The sequence below is a fragment of the Spirillospora sp. NPDC000708 genome, assembly GCF_040299565.1.
Taxonomy (GTDB): domain Bacteria; phylum Actinomycetota; class Actinomycetes; order Streptosporangiales; family Streptosporangiaceae; genus Spirillospora.
Genome location: NZ_JBEPCJ010000057.1, coordinates 27481 through 47624 on the forward strand (window position 1 = coordinate 27481; position 20144 = coordinate 47624).

Annotated in this window: 23 protein-coding genes; 9 read left to right on the forward strand and 14 right to left on the reverse strand. The window is 74.2% G+C overall.

The window, feature by feature from the left end; all coding sequences use genetic code 11:
- Nucleotides 1-38 precede the first annotated feature (38 nt).
- The gene (locus tag ABT299_RS32845) at nt 39-791 is read left to right on the forward strand and encodes a helix-turn-helix domain-containing protein (RefSeq protein ID WP_500253108.1); all 753 of its coding nucleotides are present in this window, start codon (nt 39-41) and stop codon (nt 789-791) included.
- 86 nt (nt 792-877) lie between these two features.
- On the opposite strand, the gene ABT299_RS32850 is transcribed toward ABT299_RS32845, so the two are convergent.
- Nucleotides 878-1264: a nuclear transport factor 2 family protein gene (locus tag ABT299_RS32850; protein WP_500253109.1), complete on the reverse strand. Its 387-nt coding sequence runs from the start codon at nt 1262-1264 to the stop codon at nt 878-880.
- Nucleotides 1261-2451, reverse strand: a complete 1191-nt coding sequence (locus tag ABT299_RS32855; RefSeq protein ID WP_500253110.1) for an MFS transporter — start codon at nt 2449-2451, stop codon at nt 1261-1263. Before ABT299_RS32855 ends, ABT299_RS32850 begins: the two co-directional genes overlap by 4 nt.
- Nucleotides 2452-2541: 90 nt before the next feature.
- On the opposite strand from ABT299_RS32855, the gene ABT299_RS32860 reads away from it, so the two are divergent.
- Nucleotides 2542-3093, forward strand: coding sequence for a TetR/AcrR family transcriptional regulator (locus ABT299_RS32860; protein ID WP_433142898.1), 552 nt, complete (start codon nt 2542-2544; stop codon nt 3091-3093).
- Between the two features lie 112 nt (nt 3094-3205).
- On the opposite strand, the gene ABT299_RS32865 is transcribed toward ABT299_RS32860, so the two are convergent.
- Nucleotides 3206-3496, reverse strand: a complete 291-nt coding sequence (locus ABT299_RS32865; RefSeq protein WP_387030846.1) for a hypothetical protein — start codon at nt 3494-3496, stop codon at nt 3206-3208.
- 168 nt (nt 3497-3664) lie between these two features.
- Here ABT299_RS32865 and ABT299_RS32870 point away from each other — a divergent pair, with 168 nt between their 5' ends.
- Both ABT299_RS32870 and ABT299_RS32875 read left to right on the forward strand, forming a co-directional pair.
- On the forward strand, nt 3665-3898 hold the full coding sequence (locus ABT299_RS32870) for a winged helix-turn-helix domain-containing protein (RefSeq protein WP_387030845.1): 234 nt from the start codon (nt 3665-3667) through the stop codon (nt 3896-3898).
- Between the two features lie 281 nt (nt 3899-4179).
- Complete coding sequence (locus tag ABT299_RS32875; RefSeq protein WP_500253111.1) at nt 4180-4752, forward strand: dihydrofolate reductase family protein; 573 nt, start codon at nt 4180-4182, stop codon at nt 4750-4752.
- 9 nt (nt 4753-4761) lie between these two features.
- On the opposite strand, the gene ABT299_RS32880 is transcribed toward ABT299_RS32875, so the two are convergent.
- On the reverse strand, nt 4762-5697 hold the full coding sequence (locus ABT299_RS32880) for an alpha/beta hydrolase (protein WP_500253112.1): 936 nt from the start codon (nt 5695-5697) through the stop codon (nt 4762-4764).
- 153 nt (nt 5698-5850) lie between these two features.
- On the opposite strand from ABT299_RS32880, the gene ABT299_RS32885 reads away from it, so the two are divergent.
- A complete protein-coding gene (locus ABT299_RS32885; protein WP_500253113.1) occupies nt 5851-6720 on the forward strand; it encodes a helix-turn-helix domain-containing protein in 870 nt (289 codons plus the stop codon).
- Nucleotides 6721-6753: 33 nt separating this feature from the next.
- On the opposite strand, the gene ABT299_RS32890 is transcribed toward ABT299_RS32885, so the two are convergent.
- Nucleotides 6754-7224: a VOC family protein gene (locus tag ABT299_RS32890; protein ID WP_500253114.1), complete on the reverse strand. Its 471-nt coding sequence runs from the start codon at nt 7222-7224 to the stop codon at nt 6754-6756.
- Between the two features lie 77 nt (nt 7225-7301).
- A complete protein-coding gene (locus tag ABT299_RS32895; protein ID WP_387030830.1) occupies nt 7302-7913 on the reverse strand; it encodes a TetR/AcrR family transcriptional regulator in 612 nt (203 codons plus the stop codon).
- Between the two features lie 74 nt (nt 7914-7987).
- On the opposite strand from ABT299_RS32895, the gene ABT299_RS32900 reads away from it, so the two are divergent.
- Nucleotides 7988-8440: an ester cyclase gene (locus ABT299_RS32900; protein ID WP_500253115.1), complete on the forward strand. Its 453-nt coding sequence runs from the start codon at nt 7988-7990 to the stop codon at nt 8438-8440.
- A gap of 6 nt (nt 8441-8446) precedes the next feature.
- Complete coding sequence (locus ABT299_RS32905; RefSeq protein WP_500253116.1) at nt 8447-8941, forward strand: DUF3237 domain-containing protein; 495 nt, start codon at nt 8447-8449, stop codon at nt 8939-8941.
- Here ABT299_RS32905 and ABT299_RS32910 read toward each other — a convergent pair.
- The 3 genes from ABT299_RS32910 to ABT299_RS32920 form a co-directional block, all read right to left on the reverse strand.
- Entirely contained in the window at nt 8917-9963 is a 1047-nt protein-coding gene (locus tag ABT299_RS32910; protein WP_500253117.1) for an AF_0692 family protein, read from the reverse strand. The two genes, ABT299_RS32905 and ABT299_RS32910, sit on opposite strands and share 25 nt — an antisense overlap.
- A 99-nt stretch (nt 9964-10062) precedes the next feature.
- Nucleotides 10063-10728 (reverse strand): response regulator, encoded by a 666-nt coding sequence (locus tag ABT299_RS32915; protein WP_190866937.1) that lies wholly within the window; start codon nt 10726-10728, stop codon nt 10063-10065.
- On the reverse strand, nt 10725-11843 hold the full coding sequence (locus ABT299_RS32920) for a sensor histidine kinase (RefSeq protein ID WP_500253118.1): 1119 nt from the start codon (nt 11841-11843) through the stop codon (nt 10725-10727). The genes ABT299_RS32915 and ABT299_RS32920 overlap by 4 nt, the downstream gene beginning before the upstream one ends.
- Before the next feature lie 177 nt (nt 11844-12020).
- On the opposite strand from ABT299_RS32920, the gene ABT299_RS32925 reads away from it, so the two are divergent.
- Nucleotides 12021-13505: a sigma-70 family RNA polymerase sigma factor gene (locus ABT299_RS32925; RefSeq protein WP_500253119.1), complete on the forward strand. Its 1485-nt coding sequence runs from the start codon at nt 12021-12023 to the stop codon at nt 13503-13505.
- Between the two features lie 13 nt (nt 13506-13518).
- On the opposite strand, the gene ABT299_RS32930 is transcribed toward ABT299_RS32925, so the two are convergent.
- On the reverse strand, nt 13519-14307 hold the full coding sequence (locus tag ABT299_RS32930) for a CAP domain-containing protein (RefSeq protein ID WP_190866931.1): 789 nt from the start codon (nt 14305-14307) through the stop codon (nt 13519-13521).
- Between the two features lie 237 nt (nt 14308-14544).
- Here ABT299_RS32930 and ABT299_RS32935 point away from each other — a divergent pair, with 237 nt between their 5' ends.
- Nucleotides 14545-15951 carry a hypothetical protein gene (locus ABT299_RS32935; protein WP_190866928.1) on the forward strand — a complete coding sequence of 469 codons (1407 nt, stop codon included), beginning with the start codon at nt 14545-14547 and terminating at the stop codon, nt 15949-15951.
- 45 nt (nt 15952-15996) lie between these two features.
- On the opposite strand, the gene ABT299_RS32940 is transcribed toward ABT299_RS32935, so the two are convergent.
- From ABT299_RS32940 to ABT299_RS32955, 4 genes are all read right to left on the reverse strand, one after another.
- On the reverse strand, nt 15997-17355 hold the full coding sequence (locus ABT299_RS32940; protein WP_500253120.1) for a sensor histidine kinase: 1359 nt from the start codon (nt 17353-17355) through the stop codon (nt 15997-15999).
- A gap of 139 nt (nt 17356-17494) precedes the next feature.
- Nucleotides 17495-18172: a response regulator gene (locus tag ABT299_RS32945; RefSeq protein WP_190864628.1), complete on the reverse strand. Its 678-nt coding sequence runs from the start codon at nt 18170-18172 to the stop codon at nt 17495-17497.
- A gap of 76 nt (nt 18173-18248) precedes the next feature.
- Complete coding sequence (locus ABT299_RS32950) at nt 18249-19109, reverse strand: SDR family NAD(P)-dependent oxidoreductase (protein WP_500253121.1); 861 nt, start codon at nt 19107-19109, stop codon at nt 18249-18251.
- Nucleotides 19100-20074, reverse strand: coding sequence for an alpha/beta fold hydrolase (locus tag ABT299_RS32955; RefSeq protein WP_387030811.1), 975 nt, complete (start codon nt 20072-20074; stop codon nt 19100-19102). The genes ABT299_RS32950 and ABT299_RS32955 overlap by 10 nt, the downstream gene beginning before the upstream one ends.
- Nucleotides 20075-20144 lie beyond the last annotated feature (70 nt).

The window sequence follows — 20144 nt, forward strand, 5'->3', positions numbered from 1 at the left end:
CATGGCGTCCGGCGCCACGATGAGTACGCTCGGGAACCGTGCACACGGTCGGGGAGCTCCTGCGGCAGTGGCGGCATCGCCGGCGGCTCAGCCAGCTCGACCTCGCGATCGCGGCCGACGTGTCGGCGCGGCACGTCAGCCTCGTCGAGACGGGCCGCTCCAACCCGAGCGCCGACATGGTGCTGAGGCTCGCCGACCAGCTCGACGTGCCGCTGCGCGACCGCAACCGGCTGCTGCTCGCGGCCGGTTTCGCGCCCCGGTACGCCGAACGGCCGCTCGACGACGCCGCGCTGTCCGCCGCCCGGAACGCCGTCGAACGCGTGCTCCGCGCGCACGAGCCGTACCCGGCGCTGGCGTTCGACCGCAGCTGGAACATCGTCATGACCAACGCCGCCGTCGAGCCGTTCCTCGCCGAGGTCGACCCGGAGCTGCTCCGGCCGCCCGTCAACCTGCTGCGGCTCGGCCTGGACCCGCGCGGGCTCGCCCGCCTCGTCGTCAACATGGCCGACGTCCGCGCGGTGTTCCGCTCCCGGGTCCGGCGCCAGCTCGCCGCCGCCCCGGACCCCGGCCTGGCCGCCCTCTACGAGGAACTCCTCGAACCCGGCCCGGACGACCCTCCTGCCGACTCCGACGTCGTCATCCAGATGATCGTCCGCCACTCCGGCCGCGAGCTGCGCCTCTTCTCCACCATCACCACGTTCGGCACCCCGCAGGACATCACCCTCGACGAGGTCGCCATCGAGTCCTACTACCCGGCCGACGCGGAGACCGCCGCCCACTTCGAGCGTTGACCTGTGGCGTGTTGCGCTTACGCGATCCGCCCGAAGGGCAGCACGCCACAACTCAACGAGCGCAACGGCGCGCGGTGCTCTCCGCGTCAGCCGAGCTGTGCTTGGAAGATCCTCTGGTCGAAATAGGCACGCGCCTCGCGGATGAGGCCGTCGCCGTCCAGTTCGTAGACGTTGATGCCCGACCAGTTGACGGGCGCCCCCGACAGCGAGACGGCCGCGCCGCGCCAGGAGACGGCGACGGACCGGCCCACCGTGTGGGCCTCCACCGGGGTCAGCCCGAGGAAGGGCCGGAACCTCGGCAGCACCGAGGCGATGAAGCCGCGGATCGCGTCCCGGCCGACGATCGGCGGCTGCCCGACCGGGTCATGGAACGCGCCGTCCTCGGCGAAGGCGGACGCCCAGGCCGCGGCGTCGCCCTCCTGCGAGGCCGCGAAGAAGCGCAGGACGGCTGCGGGCATGGCGGGGAAGGTCATGACGATCCTTTCGAGTCGTGGCGCCGGACGGCGGGAACCACCGCCAGCCCGGCGAGGGCGAGCAGGGCCTGCACGGTGCAGACGCCGCCCCATCCGTACGAGCCGTAGACGGCGCTCGCCAGCGCCGCGGAGACGGCGCCGCTCAGGAACGCCGCGACCATGTAGACGGTGTTGGCGCGGCTGCGCGCGTCCGGGACGCGCGCGAAGATGCGCGCCTGGTTGGCGAGCTGACTCCATTGGACGGCGAGGTTGCCCAGCAGGATGGCCGCCACCATGCACGCCAGGACGGCGCGCCCGGCGGCGTAGGCCCCGGCGGCGACCAGCGTCAGCACGGCCGACGCCGCCAGGATCGGGGTCGGCCCGCGCCGGTCGACGAACCGGCCCGCCCATGGCGCCCCGACCGTTCCGGACAATCCGAGCAGGCCGAACAACCCGGCCTCCGCGCTGCTGTAGCCGTACGGCTCGTGCGTCAGGACGAGCACCAGCGTCGTCCAGGTGGCGGTGTAGGCGCCGAACAAGGCGCCGTGCAGAAGGCAGGCGTGCCGCAGTGCGGGCTCTCGCCGCACCAGTCCTGGCAGTGACGCCAGAAGCCGTCCGTAGGACGCGCCGCCGCGCTCGCTCTCCGCGGGAAGCAGCCACACGGTGACCAGACCCGCCAGGCCGGTCAGGAGGGCCGCCAGAAGGTAGACGGACCGCCAGCCCAGCGCCTCGCCGATGACGCCGCCCACGACCCGCGCGCCGATGATGCCGGTCATCAGGCCGATCTGGACGTTGGCGACGACGCCGGCCCGCCTCTCGGGCGGCGCCAGTTCGGCGGCCAGCGGAACCAGCACCTGCGGCACGACCGTCGCACCGCAGGCCAGAGCCGTCGCCGCGGCGAGCACACCGAGGCCGGGCGCCGCCGCTGCCGCCAGCAGCATCGCGACGGTGACGCCCAGCATCGCGGCCAGCAGGGGCCTGCGGCGGCGCGCGTCACCGAGCGGCACCAGGAACAGGATGCCGCCCGCGTACCCGAACTGTGCGCAGGTGACGACGGTTCCGGCCGCCGCAGGTGAGACGCCGAGCCCGCGAGCGAACAGGTCCAGCAGCGGCTGGGCGAGGTAGACGTTGGCGACGGCGGCGCCGCTGCACACCGCCATCGCCGTGAACAGCGCCGGCCGTGCCGCCGGCGCGCGTACTGCGACCATCCGGTCCTCCAATCGAACGAACTGGTTGGTTCGATCTTGGAGTACAGTCGCGGCCCGCGTCAAACGAACCGGTTCGTTAGAATGCGGGCCATGGGCTACGACTCAGCCGCGACCCGGGAGCGCATCCTCGCGGCGGCGTCCGCCGAGTTCGCCGAGCACGGTGTCGCCGGCGCCCGCGTCGACCGCATCGCCGCGAACGCCGAGGCCAACAAGCGGGCCATCTACGACTACTTCGGCGACAAGAACCGGCTCTTCGCCGCCGTCCTCGAACGCCTCATGACCGACCTCGCCGCGGCGGTCCCGGCGGACGGCGGCGACCTCGGCGCCTATGCCGAGCGGCTGTTCGACTACCACCGCGACCATCCCGGGGCGCTGCGCCTGCTGCTGTGGGAGGCGCTCGAACTCGGCGACGGCCCCGTCCCCGACGAGGCGGCCCGGACGGCCCACTACCGGGACAAGGCCGACGCCGCGGCGAGCGCCTCCGGCGACCCGGCCACCCTGATGCTCCTCACCCTGGGCCTGGTCGCCTGGCCCCTGGCGATGCCCCAGATCAGGCGCATGCTCCTCGGCCCCGACCACTCCCTGGACGAACTCCGTCCCGCCATAGCCGACGCCGTCCGGACCCTCGCCAACGAGCGCTAGAACGGCGCGCGGTGCCTGCCGACGTACCTGGGGCGGCGGCCGACGGTGAGCGCGGTCGCCCAGCTCGCCGACACCGCCGCGGCGAGCGCGATCGCCGCCGTCACGAGCGCGGTCACGGGGCCGCTCCCGGCGCCCCGTCCAGCAGGCCCTTGATCGCGAGGACGGCATCCGCCACCCGGTCCGCCTCCGCGACCGGATGGCGCCACCCCGTCCAGAACCACGGCCGCCCCGCGTCCTCTGGGCGGGGTTCCACGGTCAGGACGAGGCAGGGGTGGACGGTGCAGCAGCCGTCCGCGTCCGGGTTCTCCACATGAAGGCCGTCCGGCGTGAACCACGCGCTCAGCCCGTGCGCGCGCAGAACGGTCCCGAGCGCCTCAAGCCGCGCCCTAGCATCGGGTGTCATGGGTCGTTCGCCTCCTGGGGCGTCCGGTCCTAGCCCCGGCCTGACGGTGCAACGTCCGGCCGGGGCGCTTCCTTGCCTGGTCAAAGTCTTGCAGAGTTACGCAGACATAGGAACAGAAGCGAAATGAAGCGAACAGAACCATTGTGATCAGCGCCGTACCGTAGCGCTATGGCCAGCCTGGACGGCATCGAAGCGCTGCGGGATCAGCTCGTGGCGGTGATCCGCGAGCGAATCGCAACCGGGAAGTACCAGCCCGGCACGAAGCTGCCCACGGCACGCGAGTTCGCCGAGGAATTCGACATATCCTCCCGCACCGTCTCAGATGCCATCCGCATCCTTCGCGAGTCCGGCGAAGTGATCGGCGTGCGCGGCCGAGGCGTCTTCGTCCGCCCCTCCCACTGAACCCGGCGGCGCTCCTCAGTGCCGGAGGCGGGTGCGTGGTCTGGTGCGGGGTGTGCCGGGTAAGGCGGTCATCGTGAAGGCGGACGCGCTGGACGTCCTGAAGAGCGCGGCGCCGGACTCCGAGTAGCGACCTACCGGAGTGCGGGCGGCCGGAAGTGGTCTTCGGCGGCGATGAGTTCTGAACCGGCGGGCGGTCTGTCAAGGTGGGGCGAATGGCCCCAGGGCGGACGTGATCCCGTCCGCCCGTTGAGAACCATCACGAGAGGCTCGGGAGATCCCAGATGCGCACTCTGATCAGCACCGCTTTCGTCTCGCTCGACGGCGTCGTCGAGGGTCCCGGCGGCGAGCCGGAGTACCGCAACTCCGGATGGACCTTCAAGGACATCGAGTTCCTCCCGGAGGCGTACGAGCTCAAGGGCCGGGAGCAGAAGGAGGCCGCCGCGATGATGATGGGCCGGGTCAGCTACGAGGCGTTCAGCCCCGTCTGGCCGGGCATGGCGGAGTTCGCCGACTACAAGGTCATGCCGAAGTACGTCGTCTCCACCACCCTCACCGACGATGACCTCGTCTCCGACTGGGGCGAGACCACGATCCTGCGCTCGCTGGACGAGGTCGCCGCGCTGAAGGAGACCGACGGCGGCCCGATCATCGTCCACGGCAGCGCCACCCTCAACCGGGACCTCTCCGACGCGGGCCTCATCGACCGCTACCACCTGCTCGTCTTCCCGGTGCTGCTCGGCGCGGGCAAGCGGCTGTTCAGCGGCACCGACAAGGACGCGCAGAAGCTGAAGCTCGTCGAGCACGAGGCGTACGCGAACGGCATCCAGAAGAACGTGTTCGACGTCGTCCGCTGACGCCCCCGGCTAGGCGGCCCGCGCCTGGGGCTCGGCGAGCGCGGCGGTGAAGAACGCGGCGAGCTTCTCCACCGCCGGCCCGACGTGGCGCTCCCTGTCGTAGAGGTCGACGTGGCTCGCGCCGTCGATCCAGTGGATCTCCTTGGGTCCGGTGGCCTTCTGGAACGCCTCGACGCTCATCCAGGACGTGACGGCGCGGGTCCCGACGATCATCAGCAGCGGGCGCGGGCCGATCAGCGGGACGGGCGCGAAGGCGTCGAAGGCGGCGATCCTGTCGACGCTGGACCAGGTGAGGGCCGTCGCCGAGCGCGGGTGCGCGGCGCGTGGGGTCCGGTAGTAGTCGAAGCCTTCGGCGCCGTGCTCGCCGCCGAGCCGGCGCGCCTCCTCGGCGGTGGCGGGGAACAGGGGCAGCGCGCCCGGGTCCTCGCCGCGCGCGGCGGTGGTGCGGGCGACGGCCGCGGCGTCGAGCATGCCCTGGAAGACGGCCGGGTCCTGGGTGCCGTCGGCGCCGAGCCGGAACTGGCGGGCGATGTCGACGGCGCTGACGGTGGCGACGGCCCGGACGCGGTGGTCGCCGGCGGTGGCGGGCAGGACGTAGCCGCCGGAGGCGCAGATGCCGAGCGCGCCGATGCGTCCGGCGTCGATCTCGGGGCGCGTGGTGAGGAACGAGACGGCGGCCTTGAGGTCCTCGACGCGCTGGGCCGGGTCCTCGAGACCGCGGGGTTCGCCGCCGCTCTCGCCCTGGTAGGCGGCGTCGAAGGCGAGGGCCGCGAAGCCCCGGGCGGCGAGCCGGGACGCGTAGAGTCCCGCGGTCTGCTCCTTCACGCCGGTGCCGGGATGGCCGACGACCACGCCCGGCCACGGGCGGTCGGCAGGGGTGTCGGGCAGGTGGAGGTGACCGGCGAGGGTGATGCCGTTGCTGTCGAAGGCGACGTCGATCTTCATGGGACGCTCCAGTGCTTCGTGGGGCCGCCGCCGGTGATTCCGGCGGCGTGGTTCCACGGTGGCGCTCCCATGAGGCGCCCGTAAGAGGCGGGTTCTTGCCTGGGAAGGATCCTGCCCTCCCAACGCGTCCCCCGTCCGCCGACAATGGACGGTATGACCGCTTCATCGCAGGCCGGGGACCTCGGGGTCTTCCTCAAGGCGCGCCGGGCCCAGCTCACGCCGCGCGACGTGGGCCTGCCCGAGGACGACGGGCGCCGCAAGGTCGCGGGCCTGCGCCGCGAGGAGGTCGCGCGGCTCGCCGCGATCAGCGTCGACTACTACACCCGGCTGGAGCAGGGCCGTGTCCGGGCGTCCGCCGGGGTGCTCAAGACCCTCGCCGACGCGCTGCGCCTGGACGAGGACCAGCAGACCTACCTCTACGAGATCGCGGGCAAGACCGACGCCCGGCCGCGCCGCCGCCGCGCCGTGCAGAGGGTGCGGCCGGCGGTGCGGCGCCTGCTCGACCGGCTCCCGGGGACGCCGGCGGTCGTGCTCGGCAAGCGGATGGACGTCCTGGCGTGGAACGACGCGGCCGCCGCCCTCTACACCGACTTCGCCCGGGTGCCCGCCGGTGAGCGCAACTACGTCCGCCTGATGTTCACCGACCCGGGCATCCGCGGCATGCACCTGGAGTGGCGGCACGACGCCCGCGACGCCGTCGCGGCCCTGCGTATGGAGGCGGCGAAGGACCCCGACGACCCCGAGCTCGCGCGGCTCGTCGGGGAGCTCTCCGTCCAGGACGCCGACTTCCGCACCTGGTGGGCCGAGCACCGCGTCAACTCCGCGGGCCACGGCACGAAGCGCTACCGGCACCCCGTGGTCGGCGACCTCACGCTCGACTGCGACACCTGGAACAGCCCGGACGGCAGCGGCCAGCGGCTCATGGTCCTCACCGCCGAGCCGGGGACGCCGTCCGACGACGCGCTTCGCATCCTGCTCTCCTGGGCGCCGCAGGACCGTCCGGCCACGGCACCCGGCGCCTAGCGCGGACGCCCCCGCCGCCCCGGTTGACGCGGGTCAGTCGAGGCAGAACTCGTTGCCTTCGGGGTCGGCCATGATGATGTGGCCGGCGCCGAGCGGGGGAGCGGGCTCGAACCGCTGGAGGCGGGAGGCGCCGTGCGCGACGAGCCGCCCCGCCTCCGTCTCCAGGGCCGCCATCCGCGCGTCGCCCGTGAGGCCGGGCGCCGCCCGCACGTCGAGGTGGACGCGGTTCTTGACCTGCTTGGACTCCGGGACGCGCTGGAAGAACAGGCGCGGCCCGTCGCCCGCCGGGTCGACGACCGCAGAGGCGTCGTTGCGGCGCTCGGGCGGCACGCCCATCGCGTCGAGGGCCTCGTCCCAGGTCCGGAAGTCGCCGGGCGGGTCCTGGAGCCGGTAGCCGAGGGCCTCGGCCCAGAACGCGGCCAGGGCGGCCGGGTCGGCGCAGTCGAAGGTGATCTGGATTTCACGGGCCGTCACGGCGCGCGTTCCGCTGGTGTTCGAGGTCATGGTGCAAGCCTCGCGGACAATGCGGACAGCTTCGTTCCGCGAATCGTGAAAGTTCTGCCGGGAGATCGTCCGGCGGGTCAGGGAGGGGCGAGGAGGCCGTCGATCGCGCGGCGGGCCAGGGCGGTCGCGCCGGGCTCGTCCAGGCGCAGGGCGGTGTTGGCGGCGGTGAGGACGGCGTCGGTCTGGAAGGCGGCCAGGTCGGCGTCGAGCGGCGCGATCTCGCCCGCGGCCGCCGCGCGGCGGTACTCGGCGGCGAGGAGGGCCAGCCAGTCCCGGTGCTGGCGGGCCAGGGCGTCGCGGACGGGGCCGGGCCTGCTGTCGAAGTCGGGGAGGTTCGCCGCCCAGAAGCATCCGCCGGTGAACAGCGGCTTCTCGGCGTAGTCGATCCAGTTCGCGACGAGCGCGCGCAGCCGGGCCGCGCCGGGCGGGGCGGACTGCGCGGGGCGCACGACCGCGTCGACGAACAGCTCGCGGGCCGCCTCGACGGTCGCGAGGTGCAGGTTCTCCTTGGACCGGAACAGGGTCTGGATGCCGCTCTTGCTCATCCGCAGGTCGGTGGCGAGGCGGCCGAGGCTGAGGCCGTCGAGCCCCTCGGCGGAGGCGACGTCGACGGCGTGCCGGGTGACGGTCTTCCGGGTCCGCGCACCGCGCAGCAGCCGGCCGTCGGCCGGGAGGTCGTCCTCGCTCATCGGGTCCATCGTGCCAGATTGCCTATACGTACGATCGATCGTATTGTTTTCTCGTCGGCGGGAGAGGAGCGGGCATGGACCCCGATCGCATGGTCGAGCTGGCGGAGGCGCTGGCCACCGCCAAGAGCCGCCACGACGTGCCCGCGGCCATGGCGCTGCTGCACCCGGAGATGGTGCTGGAGAGCCCGGCCTTCGGGACGACCGCGCGCGGCCCGGCGGAGAACGCGGCGGCGCTGCGCCGGTTCTTCGCCTCGTTCCCGGACTACGACGTCGCCTTGCAGGGGCATGCCGCGAACCGCGACGCCCTGGTCTGCTGGGGGACGGCCCGGATGACCCTCACCGGCACCCGGTTCGGCGTCGAGCCCAGCGGGCGCCGCGCCGAGCTGCCGGTGTTCATCCGGTTCGCGTTCAAGGACGATCTGATCGCCGGTGAGTACTTCTTCTTCGACCTCGCGGAGCTGTGCGCGCAGTCCGGCGTCTCGGCCGACGCCGTCCGGCGCCGCCTGTTCCGCGACCGGGAAAGGTGATGGCGCATGCTCGCGGACCCGCGTGTGAAGGACGTCGGGGAGATCCGGACGGAGCTCCTGTTCGACATCGTGGTCGACCTGGACCCGCCGCTGGACTTCGGCAGGGGACCGGCCGGGCGGCGCGTCCTGTTCGGCGCCGCGGGCGGCGCCTTCGAGGGACCCCGCCTGCGCGGCGAGGTGCTGCCGGGTGGCGGTGACTGGGCGCTGTTCCGTCCCGGCGGGACGATGTGCCTGGACGTCCGGCTCGCGCTGCGCACCGACGACGGAGCCCTCGTGCACATGACCTACGGCGGCCGCTACACCACCCCGCCGGAGCTGCGCGACGAGATGGCCGACACCGCCACCCGGCACCGCGTCGACCCGTCCCGCTACTACTTCAGGACGACCCCGCTCTTCGAGACGGGCGCCGAGCGGTACGCGTGGCTGAACGACGCCGTCTGCGTGGGGACGGGCTACCTCGTCGAGGGCGGCATCGCCTACAAGGTCTCCCGGGTGGTGTGAGCCGGGCGGGCCGGTCCGGGTGCGGCGAGGCGGCGGCCGAGGGCGGCGAGTAGGGCGACCATCGCGGCGGCGACGACGATCAGGCCGAGTGCGTCGGGGACGTTCCCGGTGTTCGCGACCAGCCCGAACGCGGTGTGCGCGACGAGGGCGCCGGAGATCGCGGCGAGGCGGTGGCGGTCCGTCCAGCCGCCCGCCCGGCGCAGGAAGACGGCGGTCGCGGCAGCGAGGAGCGCGGCGGCGGCCATCGGGACGGGCGTCCACGAGCGCGGGACGAAGGCGGAGTGGTCGGCGCCGGCGAACGGGAACAGCAGGGCGAGATACCCGAACGACGCGGCGCCGCAGACGATGCTGAGCACCCGGGGCGCAGGCAGGGCGCCCCGCAGCGGCGGGCGGGGCAGGCGGGGCAGAACGCCCAGGGCCAGGACGGTCAGCGCCGCGCACAGCGCGAGGATGATCAGCGCGGCCCCGCCGGGCAGCGCGTAGTGCGGGTCCTCGGACGGCGGGACCGAGACGCGGAGCAGCAGCGCCCCGAGGGCCGCGACGAGACCCGTGACGACCAGGCCGCCGCGCCGCAGGTAGGCGGCCCGGCCGTGGCGGCGGAACACCAGCTCCACGAGCACGATCGGGATGAGGACGCTGAACACCGCGTGGTACGGCAGGTTCAGCTCCGCGTACGGGGCGTTGACGCCGAAGGGGCGCGGCCCCCAGTCCGCCGCGCCGTACAGGTGCGGGCTGGTCAGGCTCTGCAGCGCCAGCCCCTCCTCGACCAGCCCGTACACCAGGCCCATCGCCAGGACGCTGCTCCACCCGCCCCCGAAGCGGCGGACCAGCTCCCGGATCAGCAGCACCCCGGCGCCGTAGACGGGCACGTAGAGCAGCACCAGCCAGAACATCCGGACCGGGACGGTGCCGAGGGTGAGCTCGGCGACCGCGGGCGCGACCAGGACCAGCGTCCACGCCGCCCGCCGCGACCGCGGGGCCGTCCTCGAAGGCGGGGCCGTCTCAGAACGCTGCTTCGTCATGCCGCCAACGCTAGGAACGCGCGGCCCGGGGCGCTTCCAACGATGGATCGGTCTCCGCCCTGCGACTTTCGTCGGAGACCCGCCCCGGAACGCGGGTTCCTAGGCGGAGGGGCGGGGGCGGACCAGGCCGAGGTCGTAGGCGAGGACGACCGCCTGCACGCGGTCCCGCAGGCCGAGCTTGCGCAGGATGCTCGACACGTGCGTCTTCACCGTCGCCTCGGTGACGACGAGCCGCGCCGCGATCTCGGCGTTGGACGCGGCGCGCGCCACGAGCTCCAGCGTCTGCATCTCGCGGTCGGTCAGCTCCGCGAGCGCCTCCGGCCGGACGGGCGCGCGCGGCTCGGTCGCGGTGAACCGGTCGAGCAGCCGCCGGGTCACCGACGGCGCGAGCAGCGCGTCGCCGCGCGCGACGACCCGGATCGCCTCGGCCAGGTCGTCCGGCCGGACGTCCTTGAGCAGGAACCCGGCGGCGCCCGCCCGGAGCGCCGCGTAGAGCGGCTCGTCCAGGTCGAACGTCGTCAGGATGATCACCTTGGGCGGGTCGGCGGACGCGGTGATGCGCCGGGTGGCGGCGATGCCGTCGACGCCGGGCATCCGGACGTCCATCAGCACGACGTCGGGGCGCAGCCGCTCGGCCGCGCGGACGGCGGACTCGCCGTCCCCGGCCTCGCCGACGACGGTGAGGTCGTCCCGCGCCTCGATGATCATGCTGAACCCGGCGCGGACGAGGTCCTGGTCGTCGGCGACCAGCACGCGGATCGTCACCCGGCCTCCCCGACCGGCAGCGACGCCCGCACCCGGAACCCGCCGTCCGGGTCGGGGCCGGCCTCGAACGTGCCGCCGAGCAGCAGGGCGCGCTCCCGCATCCCGGCGATGCCCTGCCCGCTCCCGGCGAGCCCCGCCGCCTCGGAACCCGGGCCGCCGGGGGCCGTGAGGGCGCCGGGGCCGTCGTCGCGGACGTCGACGTCGAGGCGCCCGCCCGCGTACCGCAGCACCACGTCGGCGCGGCCCGCGCGGGCGTGCCGCAGCGCGTTCGTCAGCGCCTCCTGGACGATCCGGTAGACCGCGAGGCCCACGCCGGACGGAACCCGCACCTCGGCCATCCCCTCCCGCTGGATCCGGACCCGCAGCCCGGCGCCGGTGACGGAGGCGGCGAGCCGGTCCAAGTCTCCCAGGCCGGGGACGGACCCGTCCGGCTCGCCGCCGTCGGCGTCCCGGACCGACCGCAGGAAGTGCCGCAGTTCCGCGAGCGCCTGCCGCCCCTCGGCCTCCAGGTTCCGGACGGCCCGCCGCGCGAGCCCGGGGTTCGCGTCGAACACGTCGTCCGCGGCGGCGGCCTGCACGACCATGACGGACACGGTGTGGGAGAGGACGTCGTGCAGCTCCCGCCCGATGCGCGCCCGCTCCTCCACGGCCGCGCGCCGGGCCTCGGCGTGCCGCCGCGCCGCTTCCGCGCGTCCGAGCGCGCCCCAGCTCCAGGCGAGCAGGGCGGCGATGGGCCACAGGGCGACCAGCCGGTCCTGCGCGGCGGCGACGGCGGCGGTCACGGCGGCGACGGCGCCCATGCCCCACAGCGAGGTCCGCGCGGGACGCAGCCACGCGAACGCGCACAGCACCACGAAGAGGATGCCGGGGCCCAGCTCGGGCCCGAGCGCCTGGATCCCGGCGCCCGCGGCGGCCGTCACCGCGAGCGCGGCCTCCGGGCGGTCGCGCATCAGCCATCCCGCCGCGGCTCCCTGGACGAGGAGCAAGGCGAGGATGGCCGCCCGTGCGGTCCAGCCCGCGTCCAGGAACGGGACGGCTCCCGCCGCGCCGAGCGCGCAAGCCCCGGACACCGCTCGCCACCAGGACGGCAACACCGCCGCATACCGATCCCGCACGCTCGCCGACGCTACCAACCCGGCCCCCTGGACGGGGCGGGAGCGGAACCTCCGGGGCGCCCGGCGCCGTACAGAGGGTGGGGGACTTGCCGGAGATGGTGTGCTTGTTGTTATCTGCGGTGTTCCAGGAGGTCTCCAGGGGGTCGGGGGCGATCCGCTGGAGGGACGGTGACGCGCGTGGGCGAGGACGTGGACCTGCTGGTCCGGGCGGCGCAGGACGGCGACCCCGAGGCCAGGGAGCGGCTGGTCGCCGAGCACCTGCCGCTGCTCTACAACGTGGTCGGCTGGGCCCTCGACGGCCACGCCGACGTGGACGACGTCGTCCAGGACTCGGTGCTGCGCGCGCTCGGCGGGCTGCACGGCCTGCGCGAGCCGGGACGGTTCCGCTCCTGGCTCGTGTCCATCGCGATGAACCAGGTGCGCCGCCGCTGGACGTCGCTCCAGCGCGGGACGCCCATGGACCCCGACGCCCTCGCGCGGGTCGCCGCGTCCGAGGCCGACTTCGCCGAGGCCGCCGTCCTGCGGCTGGAGCTGTCCGGGCAGCGCCGCGAGATCGCCGAGGCGACCCGCTGGCTCGACGCGGGGGAGCGCGAGCTGCTCGGCCTGTGGTGGCTGGAGGCGTCCGGCCACCTCACCCGCGGCGAGCTGGCCGACGCGCTGGGCGTGTCGGCGGCGCACGCGGCGGTCCGGGTGCAGCGGATGAAGAAGCAGCTCGCGACGTGCCGCGCCGTTGTGCGGGTCGTGGGGGCGGAGCGGCGCTGCGAGGCGCTCGTCCCGGTCCTCGCGCGATGGGACGGGCGGCCGTCGCCGCTGTGGCGCAAGCGCGTCGCCAAGCACGTCCGCGGCTGCCGGGACTGCGGCTCCCGGCAGCGGGACCTGCTCCCGCCGGAGGCGCTGCTCGCGGGCCTGGTCATGGTGCCGCTGCCCGCCGCGCACCCGCTGCACGCGCTCCCGGCGGCGCTCACGGCCTCGTCCACGCCGACGGCCGCGTCCGCCGTTTCCGGCGCGGGCGCCGCATCCGGGGCAGGCACGGCGGGCGCGGGGAAGGGCGCCGGTCTCGCGGCCGCCAAGTGGGTGGCGGGCGCCGCGGCCGTCGGCGTCGCGGGCGCGGCGGTGGTCTTCTGGGGCACGCGGGGCGGCTCGCCCGCCGAACCGCCGCCCCGCGACGACCCGCCCGCCGCCGCGCACCGGACCCCGTCGCGCACCCCGGCGCCGCGTCCCGGCGCCACGTCCGTCAAGGAGCACCTCGCGCCGCCGCGGCCGTCGAAGACCGCGAAGCCGGGCGTCGAGCAGCAGGTCGTCGCGCTGGTCAACCGGAACCGGGCCAAGGCCGGATGCCGCCCGCTGCGCGTCTCGCCCGCACTGCACAAGGCCGCGCAGGCGCACACCGAGGACATGGCGTCCCGGCACGCCCTCGACCACGGCGGCGCGGGCGGCGACGATCCGGGCGACCGGATCACCACCGCCGGCTTCCGCTGGAGCGCGTGGGCGGAGAACATCGCGCAGGGCCAGGCGTCCCCGCCCGCCGTCGTCACGGCCTGGATGAACAGCCAGGGGCACCGCGCCAACATCCTGAACTGCCGCCTGACGATGATCGGGGTGGGCTTCGTGCCAGGGTCCGGCGGCCCCTGGTGGACGCAGGACTTCGCGACCCCCGCCTGAGGCCCCGGCGCGGTCAGCGGCTCGTGCCGAAGTCCTGCGTCCAGTACGGGCCGCCGCTCAGCACCACGCCGACGCCGATCTCCTTGAACCCGCAGTTCAGGATGTTCGCGCGGTGGCCGGAGCTGTTCATCCACGCGTCCATGACGCTCGCGGGGGTCGCCTGGCCCTTGGCGATGTTCTCGCCGTAGGAGGACCAGCGGTAGCCCGCGGCGGTGATCCGGTCGCCGGGGTCCTTGCCGTCCGGGTTGGTGTGGTCGAAGAAGTTCCGGGCGTGCATGTCGGCCGAGTGGCCCTGCGCGGCCCGCGCCAGCTTGCTGTTGACCGTCAGGGCGCCGCAGCCGTGCTTGGCGCGCTCGGCGTTGACCAGCGCGACGACCTGCGAGGCGTACCGTCCGGCGGTCCCGCCGGCGGGCGCGGCCGGGGCCTTCGGCTTCGCGGGCGCCTTCGTCGGTGCCTTCGTGGCGGGACGGCGGTGCGTCGCGCGCGGCGCCGGCTTGTGCGACGCCTTGGCCTTCCTGTGCTTCGGCTGCGGGGCGCGGCTCGGTGCCGTCCGCGGGGCGTCGGCGACCGGGGCGGTCGGCGCGGCGCTCGGAGAGAACGACGAGCCGCTCGCGGTGGGCGCGCCGTCCGCGCCGTCCCCGAACGCGCCGGCGGCCGTCCCGGCGACGCCGCCGATCACCAGCAGGCCCGCCGCGCCCGCGGCCGTCCAGACGGCGACGCGGCGGGACGCCCTGCGCGGCCGTCCCGGGCGCGGCCTCGCGGGACGCGGCCGTCCGGTGCCGCGGGCAGGGGGGTAGCTCATGGCGATGCCACATCCTTCTCTCGTCGGGGCTGTGCGAACACGCAGCGGACCCCGCGCGGGACGGGCGATAACCAAAAATCCAGGGCTTCTTCAGAAGCGCCCAAGACGCGGCGCCGGGACGGGCCAAGAAAGGGGCAAGACCGCATGTCGGACGGCACGACCACGAAGGCCGGGCTCTCTGATTGACCACCGGTGGGCACAGCGCCCCCCTGGTCCGGGCAACCGAGGAGTCACGCCGTGAAGAGAAGCTGGAAGGCCGCGATCGCCGCCGCCGGGGCGACCGCCATGACGACCGCCTCCGTGGCATGGCCCGCGCCCGCCGGGAACGCGTCCGGGAACGGCGTCGGCGCGTCCGGCAAGGGGCGCTGGGTCCTGCTGGACGCCGAGGACTTCGACCGGCCGCTGCGCGTCGACGGCGCGCCGTGGCGGCTGGACCCGCAGGGAAGGCGCAGCCCGTGGAACGTCGACGCGTTCGACGACGACGGCGAGGCGTGGACGAGGATGAGCGGACCGCTGTTCAAGAAGCAGATGGCCACGCTGAACGTGTTCCGCAAGCGCGTCGCGTTCGGCCGGAAGGGATGGCTGACCGCCGAGGTGGCCGCCGTCGACAAGGACCACGACGGCCGCCCCGACTCCCGTCCCGGCCTGTCGACGGTCACGCTGCCCGGCGGGCAGCGGGCCGCGCGGCTCTCCGAGCCGAGCTGGGACGCGGGCGTGCTGATCCGGCCGACCCGCCCGCTGCCCCGCCACTACCGCGTCGAGATGACGCTGCGCGGCATCGACTTCGGCGGGAAGCGGAACGGCACGTTCGACTACAACGGCCGCCACAACGGCTACACGAAGGAGCCGTGCAAGACCCGCTTCCCGTGGACGTTCACCGGCGCGCTCCCCGGCCAGTCGCGGTGCCAGTACCACGACGTGACGCGGGAGAACGGCTTCTACTACATGACGATCCTCGACTACGCGACGCCCGCGCCGCACGGCAACCCGGACATCCATTTCCGGCGCAAGGTCATCATGGACGGCTACTACAGCGACCTCCCCCGCTGGAAGCACGCCGCGACCTGCAACCCGAAGACCCGCAAGATGTACCGGACGTTCGACGGCACCTTCAACGGCGTGAACGCGCTGTTCGCGCGGGGCGACAAGTTCATCGGCGGCCCGGACAACAACATCAGCACCGAGTACTACGCCAAGACCGCCTGCGGCAACGCGTCCCTGGACAAGCCCTACGGGCCGGGGAAGCGGTTCGAGGGGCACCTGACCAGCGCGGAGCTCCAGCCGCAGCTGCTGCCGAAGGCGTCGTACCGGTTCGCCGTGGAGCGCGACGACACCGGGTACACGCTGGAGATGAGCGGCCCGTTCCGGTTCATCGGGCAGGCGACGCTGCGCGTCCACCACGACTTCGTCGAGCACGGCCGCCCGATCTGGCACTACAACCAGACGCCCGGCGAGTACGACGGCCGCTTCGACCGCAGGCTCGTCCACAAGGGCCCGCACGGGACGTGGGTCACCCGGCACACCTGGCCGAAGGGCTCGGCGTACCCCGACTCGTTCGTCATTGGCGACCCGCACCTGAACTACTACGAGGGCGAGGCGGTCATCGACGACATCCGCCTCTACGTCCCCCGCAAGGACAGGTGACCCGCTGAGCGACGGCGCCCGTGGTGCCCGCGGCGCCCGCGGCGGCTAGCCGCGGGCGCCGCGGCGAGGGCGGCGGGGGCGGCGGGGCCGGCGCGCGGACCGGCGGGACGGCGCGCGGGACTCGGTGCGCAGCCACAGCTCGATCTGCGCGCCGCCCAGCGGCGACGTGCCGATCTTCAGCGTCCCGCCCGTCGACTCGGCGAGCCGGCGGGCGATGTCGAGGCCGAGGCCGGTCGAGCCGGCGCCGCTCGCGCCGCGCCGCAGCGCCGCCTCCGCGTCCGGGATGCCGGGCCCGGCGTCGCCGACCAGCAGGCCGGTGGAGTACCGCCCCCGGTGCAGCGTGACCGACAGCGCGGTCCGCTGCGGCGTGTGCCGGAAGACGTTGCCGAGCAGCGCGTCCACGGCGGCGACGAGGTCGTCCTCGCCGACCGGCACCGGGACGGCGCCGTCCGGGACCACCGCCTCGCAGTCGCGGCCCTGGTCGGCGGCCAGCTCCGACCAGAACTCCAGCCGCCGCCGGACGACGGCCGCCGCGTCGCACCCCGGCGGCTCGCCCGCCGGGTGCCGCGCCGTCGCGATGATCCGGTCGACGGCCTCCTCCAGGCGGCTCAGCGCGTCCTGGCTGTGCGCCATCCGGACCGGGTCGGCGGGGTTCGCGGCCAGCCCGTTGAGGTTCACCCGCAGCGCCGTCAGCGGGGTCCGCAGCCGGTGCGACAGGTCGGCGGCGGACTCCCGCTCGGCCTCCAGCAGCCGGACGAGCCGGTCCGCCATCCGGTTGAACGCCGTCCCGGCGGCGCGCAGCTCCGGCGGCCCGCCGGGCGCGACGCGGGCCGCGAGGTCGCCGTCGCCGACCCGGGTCACCGCGCTCGCCAGCCCGTCGGCGGCCCGGACGACCCGGACCGCGAGCCGGTCCGCCATCGCCACCGACACCAGCACCAGCGCGACCGCGACGAGCCCGAGGACCGTGCGGGACCGGGCGACGCCCCGGTTCAGGTCCGCGTCGGGCACGTACACCTCGATGACGGCGACGCGGTCGGAGTCCAGCAGCGCGGGCGTGAGCAGGACCGTCCCGCCGGCCGCGGCGGCGGTGAACGCCCGGCGCAGCCCGCGCGCCTTCCGCACGTCGGCGTCCGACGCGTGCGCGGCGCCGATCGCGGCGCCCTGCGACGGGTGCAGCGCGAGCCGGCCGGCCGCCCCTGCGGGGGTGGAGCCGACCGCGTCGGCGAGCGAGGCGGGGGCGGAGGTGACGGTGAGGACGGGTTCGAGGGAGGCGGCCTGCTGCGCGGCGGCCGACAGCGCCCGGTCGTGCGCCATCTGCCCGACCAGGAGGCCGAGCGGCACGACGAACGACAGCGCCACCATGGCGGTCACGGCCGTCGCGATCCGCGCCAGCGCACCTCTCATCGGCTTCCCCCCGGAATCGCGCATTCAGTTGGTCTATGGACGGACCGCAACTGGTTCCGGAGATGATAGGCCAATGCGGGGTGGTTTCCGTGTCCCCGCCGGGTGCCGCTCTGGGTGCTGCTCGGGCACCGCTCGGGCGCTACTCGGGAGAGACGAGCATGACGCCGACGCCCCGGACGGTGTGCAGGTAGCGGGGCGCGGCGGCGTTCTCGCCCATCTTGCGGCGCAGCCACGACAGGTGCGTATCGATGGTCTGGTCGTCGCCGTACGGCTGTTGCCACACCTTCGCGAGCAGCTCCCGCCGCCCGACGACCCGGCCCGCGTTCTCCGCGAGGTAGCCGAGCAGGTCGAACTCGCGGCGCGACAGCCGCAGCGGCGCGCCGCCCATGGACGCCTGCCGCCGCTCCAGGTCGACGCGCAGCTCGCCGAGCACGACCGCGTCGCGGCGGCGCGGGGAGCGGGCGCGCCGCAGTACCGCCTCCAGCCGGGCGTGCAGGTGGTCGGCGGAGAACGGCTTCACCACGTAGTCGTCGGCGCCCGCGCCGAGCAGCCGGATGATCTCCGCCTCGCCGTCCCGCGCGGTCGCCACGATCACCGGGACGTCGGAGACCGCGCGCAGCATCTTCAGCGCCTCGCCGCCGTCGAGGTCGGGGAGCCCGAGATCCAGGACGACGGCCTCCGGCGCGTTCGCCGTGGCCTCCCGCAGCGCGTCGAGCGCCCGGCCCGCGCTGCGCACCGAATGCCCGAGCTCCGTCAGCTCCCGGATCAGCGCGCGCCGCACGTGCTCGTCGTCTTCCACCAGCAGGATCGAGGCCACGCTTGGACGATAAGGCATCGCGCGGGCGCCCGGAGAACGGAAAGGCGCGCCTTTCCGGAACGGTGGCGCGGCGTCGCTACTCGACCACGGCCGGGTTGAATTCCGGCGGGTCGCCGAGCATCGCGCGGTGCGAGCGCGGCCGGCTCCCGTCGACGTCGGTGACGCCGAGCTCCGCCCCGATCTCCGCGCCGATGAGGACCTGCCCCGTCCATTTCATCGGCTCCGGGGAACGGGCGAGCGCGTCGATGACCCGGCCGCTGAACTCCGGCGACTCGGCTCCGGCGGCGAACGAGGCGTACTTGTCCGGGACGCCGTCGAAAAGGGCCCTGTTCCGTTCGGTCTTGAGCAGGCCCATCCACAGCGAGACGACCGCGACGTTGTAGGGGCGGAAATCGACCGCCATATCGTGGGCCATCTTGTCCACGGCGGCCTTTCCGGCGCCATAGGCGGGGCCGTGCATGTAGCAGCGGCCGCCGAACGACGACGTGTTGACGACGAGCCCGCCGCCGCGGATCAGCAGCGGCGCCGCGTAGTACGTCGCGACGTAGGCCGACCGCATCCCCACGTCCAGCATGCTCTGCAGCGCCAGCGGCTTCTCCCAGAACGGGCCCTTGCGGGTCAGGCCGTCCGGGATCGTGAACGCGTTGTTCACGAGGACGTCCAGCCCGCCGCGCTCCCGCTCGACCTGCTCGAACAGCGCCCTGACCTGGTCGTCGTCGGAGTGGTCGCAGATCACCGGGACGCCGGTGCCGCCGCGCTCGCCGATCTCCTGCGCGGTGGCGTACACGCTGCCGGGCAGGTCGGCGTCGCCGTCGGCGCGGGTGCGTCCGGTCACGTAGACGGTCGCGCCGGTCTCGCCGAGGGCGAGCGCGATGCCCTTCCCGGCGCCGCGGCTCGCCCCGGTGACCACCGCCACCCGGTCTCCGGTCAGGCCCATTCGCCGCTCCTCGCGAGGAATTCCAGCATGGTCGCGGTCGTCTCCTCGGGTCGCTCCATCTGCATCATGTGGCCCGCGTCCTTGAGCATCCGGACGTCGCGGACGTCCTCGTGGTGCTCGTGCAGCCTGTCCAGCGGGTCGTCGCCGTGCCAGCCCTCCAGGTCGGCGTCCTGCTCGCTGCCGATGAAGGAGAACGGCGCGGGGTTCTTGCGGCCCGCGTACGACTTCCGGTGCTCCCAGGACAGGTCCATCGCCCGGTACCAGTTCAGCCCGCCGGTGAACCCGCTGCGGCTGTAGGCGTCGACGTAGAACTCCAGTTCCAGGTCGGTGAGCCACGGCCACGGGAGCGCCGGGGTCTCCGGCAGCGCGTCGATGTACGTCGTCCCGGGCGGCTTCCGCCAGACGTCGAGGTAGTGGTAGTCGCTGGAGAGGGCGTAGAAGACCTTGCGCAGGAACTCGCGGGGCGCCGCGCCGAGGTCGCGGTCGGCGACGCCGGGCTCGGCGAAGTAGTGGATGTGGTTGAAGTGCCGCTTCGCCTGCCGGGCGGCCAGCGTCAGCGGCGACTCCTCGCTCGGCGTGAAGAACGGGTTCTCCAGCCCGATGATCGCCGCGACGCGCTCGGGATGGTGGTAGGCGAGGTCGTAGGCGGCGAACAGGCCGAAGTCCAGGCCGCTGAACGCCGCCCGCTCCGCGCCGAGGTGGTCGAGGAGGCCGGCGACGTCGCCGACGATGTGCTCGACGCCGTACTCGCGGGGGTCGTCCGGGCCGCTCGTCCCGCCCATGCCGCGCATGTCGGGCGCGACGACCCGGAAGCCGGCGTCGGCGATCGGCCCGATCTGGTGCCGCCAGCTGAACCACAGGTGCGGGAACCCGTGCAGGAGGACGACGAGCGGCCCTTCGCCCTGCTCCACGTAGTGGACGTCGAGGCCGTTGATGCGCGCGTACCGATGAGTCCAGCCGGCCATGCTGCGGTTCCTTCGCGACGAGGGACCTGACCTTCGGACTGTGCAGGACGGCGCCGCCGTTGGCAGCGCG